Source organism: Barnesiella sp. CU968 (genome assembly GCF_905219685.1).
GTDB classification, from domain to species: domain Bacteria; phylum Bacteroidota; class Bacteroidia; order Bacteroidales; family Muribaculaceae; genus Lepagella; species Lepagella muris_A.
The window spans coordinates 1-2,181 of record NZ_CAJMXD010000446.1 but is presented as its reverse complement, the minus strand read 5'-3'; the positions used below and the strand labels follow the sequence as shown (position 1 = coordinate 2,181).

Below are 2,181 nucleotides of genomic sequence, written 5' to 3'. Positions count from 1 at the left end.
GCGATGAGCAACGGCATGATGGATGTTGCGCGCAACAGTATCTTTCGTCCGGAAAACATATCGTTTTATGACGCGATAGCGATATTCATGGCTGTCATGGTCACAAACATAATTCTGCTCGACAAATTCAATTCATTGGGAATGCCTACATCCACGACTGTCTCGCTTGTTTTTGAATTGCTCGGTGCGACATTTGTGGTGGCATTGTTTAAGATTTCCGCGCCGGAATCAAATCTCGGATTAGGAGATTTGCTGAATGCAGAGCGTGCATTGTCTGTCATACTCGGTATTTTCCTTTCAGTAGCGATTGCTTTTGTATTCGGCACACTCATACAGTTTATTGCCAGGCTTATCTTCCGGTTTGAGTATAAGAGCCGATTAAAATGGAAAGTCGGACTGTTTGGCGGAATCGCCTGCACGGCAATAGTCTATTTTATGCTTCTCAAGGGGATTAAGGATACGTCATTTATGACAGAAAGCCTTAAGGGATGGATAGATTCGAATTCAGTATTGATTTTGTCCGGGTCGTTTGTAATTTTTACAATCCTGTGCCAGATTCTGCATTTTCTGAGAGTAAATGTGCTGAAGGCTGTCGTTTTGGTCGGCACATTCTCATTGGCAATGGCTTTTGCGGGTAACGACCTTGTCAATTTTATAGGTATACCTCTTACATCTTTGGCATCCTATCAGGAATTTATGTCGGCAGGAGGGGGCGATGCGCATAACTTTATGCTTGGTGCCCTGAACAAGCCGGCGCAGACACCGATCTATTTTCTTGTAGGCGCCGGCATGATCATGGTTGTGTCTCTTGCAACCTCTAAGAAAGCGCGTCAGGTCACACAAACCACCGTAGGGTTAAGTTCTCAGAGTCAGGGAGAGGAATTGTTCGGTTCTTCAAGGCTCGGTCGCGCATTGGTCAGAATGTCTTTGAACACATATTATTGGTTGCGAGAACACACTCCTGCAAAAGTCAGACTATGGCTCGGCAGCAGGATGGACAACAGCGTGACACAGGAGGAACCCGGCGCTTCGTTCGATCTTTTAAGAGGAGCGGTCAGCCTGATGGTTGCAAGTGTGTTGATTGCATGGGGCACATCAATGAAATTGCCATTGTCCACTACTTTTGTTACATTTATGGTTGCGATGGGCACATCACTTGCTGACAGGGCATGGGGACGGGAAAGCGCGGTTTTTCGCATTACTGGAGTAATCTCTGTGATCGGAGGATGGTTTATAACTGCCGGTGTCGCATTTATAGGAGCGGGAATAGTAGTCTGCATGATGCATCTCGGAGGAGTGCCTGTGATTATCGCCGGAGGTGTGATTGCGGTTTCACTGCTGATCAGAAGTAACAGGAAATTCAGTAAAAAGAAGAAAGCCGAGCAGAACGAGACTCTATTCCAGACAATACTGTCGACAGAAGATTCTTCAGAAGTGTGGCGACTGCTGTTGATTTACATAAATGAGAAAAATGAGAAATTTCTTGGATTCATAACTGATATTTATGAAAATGTTTCAGCCGGTTTCATAAAAGAAGATTCAAAAATACTGTCTAAAACCGAGAAAATACTTGAACAAGAGAAGAATGTGCTTAAAAGTCAGAGACGTAGACTTACGTTGTGCCTTCGGAAAGTCAGACCTGAGACAGCTATAGAGAAAAGCACATGGTTTCATCTCAACAACAACATGATGATGTCTATGACGTATAATCTGAGTCGGATAGTCGAAGTATGCAAGGAACATGTCGATAATAATTTCAGACCGTTGCCGGCGGTATTTCATGAGAGATATGTTGAGATCAGCGGAAAAGTTGTTGAGCTTTTGCGGGAATCGCGTGCGGCGGTTGCAGACGGAAGTCCTGACAGAATCGATTTGTTGCGCCGCAGATGTGAAGAAATAAAGAAAGAACTTTCCTCTTGTGCCCGAGATGTTTATGAATCGTTGCATTCAGACGATGCTTCCAATATGGCAGTGGCATATGTCTATCTCAATATGTTGCAGGAGAGTCAGGAGTTTATAACGTCTTTGCGAAAACAGCTTCGCGCCTCAGGAAAACTTAACCTTGAACCATCTTCATACAGAAGTTTTTCGCGGTATGGTGCAAGTCTTGCGTAGATGTTTGCCGATTGGATATATTTTTGTAAATTTGAATTTAGAAATGAAATCAGATTACATGAATAT

General features: G+C 43.9%; 1 protein-coding gene. It reads left to right on the top strand.

Annotated features, from left to right (window positions below):
- Positions 1 to 2,115 (top strand): inorganic phosphate transporter (locus JX312_RS12595; protein ID WP_204458242.1); only part of this gene is annotated, 2,115 nt, incomplete at its 5' end.
- Between the last annotated feature and the right edge of the window lie 66 nt (positions 2,116 to 2,181).